This is a genomic window from Streptomyces sp. NPDC006314 (genome assembly GCF_040613075.1).
GTDB lineage: Bacteria > Actinomycetota > Actinomycetes > Streptomycetales > Streptomycetaceae > Streptomyces.
Genome location: NZ_JBEXRL010000067.1, coordinates 1 through 2,294, shown reverse-complemented (window position 1 = coordinate 2,294; position 2,294 = coordinate 1). Strand labels below are relative to the sequence as shown.

Below are 2,294 nucleotides of genomic sequence, written 5' to 3'. Positions count from 1 at the left end.
CCCGCACCGACCCGGGACACCAACGCACCCGCCTGAGCCCGCAAAGCATCCGCACCCCGCCCGGACACCACCCACGGCACCACAGACAACGCAACCGGGGCATCACCCACGCCATCCACAGCCCCCGAAGCCTTCGGTGCCTCCGGTGCCTCCTCCAGGATGACGTGCGCGTTCGTGCCACTCACGCCGAACGACGACACACCCGCCCGACGCGGACGATCACCCGGCCGCGGCCACTCCCGCGCCTCGGTCAGCAGCTCCACCGCACCCGCCGACCAGTCGACCTTCGACGACGGAGTCTCCGCATGCAGGGTCCGCGGCAGCCAGCCGTGCCGCATGGCCTCGACCATCTTGATCACGCCGGCGACACCCGCGGCAGCCTGCGTGTGGCCGATGTTGGACTTCAACGAGCCGAGCCACAGTGGCCGTTCCCGGTCCTGGCCGTACGTGGCGAGCAGCGCCTCGGCTTCGATCGGGTCTCCTAGGGCCGTCCCGGTTCCGTGGGCCTCCACCGCGTCCACGTCGGCGGTCGACAAACCCGCGCCAGCCAGAGCCGCCTGGATCACGCGCTGCTGGGACAGGCCGTTGGGGGCGGTGAGACCGTTGCTGGCGCCGTCCTGGTTCACGGCCGAACCCCGCACCACCGCCAGCACCGGGTGCCCGTTGCGCCGCGCGTCCGACAGCCGCTCCAGCAGCAGCATGCCCGCGCCCTCGGCCCATGAGGTGCCGTCCGCCGCGTCGGAGAACGCCTTCGAGCGGCCGTCGGCGGCCAGCCCGCGCTGCCGGCTGAACTCGATGAACAGACCGGGGGTGGGCATGACCGTCACACCGCCGGCCAGGGCGAGTCCGCACTCGCCCGAGCGCAGCGCCTGGGCCGCCAGGTGCAGCGCCACCAGCGAGGAGGAGCAGGCCGTGTCGATCGTGACCGCCGGGCCCTGCAGACCCAGGGTGTAGGCGATACGACCGGAGATCACGCTGGAGGACTTGCCGGTCAGAAGATAGCCCTCGACGCTTTCGGGGGCCTCGTGCAGGCGGGCGCCGTAGTCCTGGTAGGTCATTCCGGCGAAAACGCCGGTCGTGGTGCCCTTGAGGGAGGTCGGGTCGATACCGGCCCGCTCGATGGCCTCCCAGGCCGTCTCCAGCAGGAGCCGCTGCTGCGGGTCCATCGCCAGCGCCTCACGCGGGGAGATCCCGAAGAAGGCCGGATCGAACGCGGCGGCCTGGTAGAGGAACCCGCCCTCTCGGGCGTACGTCTTGCCGGGCCGGCCCGGGTCCGGGTCGTACAGGCCCTCGACGTCCCAGCCACGGTCGGTGGGGAAGCCGGAGATCGCGTCCTCACCGTTGGCGAGGAGCTGCCACAGTTCCTCAGGGGTGTGCACATAGCCGGGCAGTCGGCAGCCCATGGCGACGATCGCGATCGGCTCGTCGTCGTGGGCTCCGGCTGCGGCTGTGGCTGCGGATTCCCGGTCCTCGATCGCGGGAGTGCTGGGCTCCGGGGCCGCCGGTCCGTCGACGAGTGCGGCGTGCAGATGCCGGGCCATGAGGGTGACCGTGGGGTGGTCGAAGACCGCGCCCGTGGCCAACCGCAGCCCGGTGGCGGCGTTCAGTCGGTTGCGCAGCTCCATGACGCGCATCGAGTCGAAGCCGAGGTCCTTGAAGGCGCGCCCCACCGCGACCGCGTCGGTGCCGGTGTGGCCGAGGACTGCCGCCGCGTGGGTACGGACCAGCTCCGTCAGTACGTGCTCGTGCTCGCCGGTGGTGAGCCCCGTGAGCCGCTGAGCCAGCGTCGTGCCGGAGAGTCCCGCCTGGGCGGAGGAGTCGGTGGCCGAGGTTTCTACGGCGCGCACCGCTTCCGGTATCTCGTCGAAGAGCAGGCTCTCCCGGGTGGGCGCGTACGACGCGACGAACCGCTTCCAGTCCACGTCGGCCACGGCGAGGAACGGCGCGGCCCGGCCCGTTGCGTGTGCGAGCGCCTCGATCGCGGCGGTCGGGGTCATGGCGATCAGGCCACTGCGGCGCATGCGCTCGTCCGTGTCGTCCCCGACCATGCCGCCGCCACTCCACGTGCCCCAGGCCAGGGACAGCGCGGGCAGCCCGCGGGCGTGCCGGTCCTGGGCGAGCGCGTCCAACGCGGCGTTGGCGGCGGCATAGGCGGCTTGGCCGCCGTTGCCCCAGACGCCGATGACAGACGAGAACAGCACGAAGGCGTCGAGGTCCATGCCGGAGGTCAGCTCGTCGAGGTGCCGAGCGGCTTCCGCCTTCGCACGCATGACATCCGCCAACCGCTGCGGAGA

At 71.9% G+C, this 2,294-nt stretch carries 1 pseudogene; it reads right to left on the bottom strand.

Going from position 1 to position 2,294, the window contains the following annotated elements:
* Window positions 1-2,279, bottom strand: a pseudogene (locus ABZ079_RS36765) (beta-ketoacyl synthase N-terminal-like domain-containing protein); the annotation flags it as partial.
* Window positions 2,280-2,294: the final 15 nt, after the last annotated feature.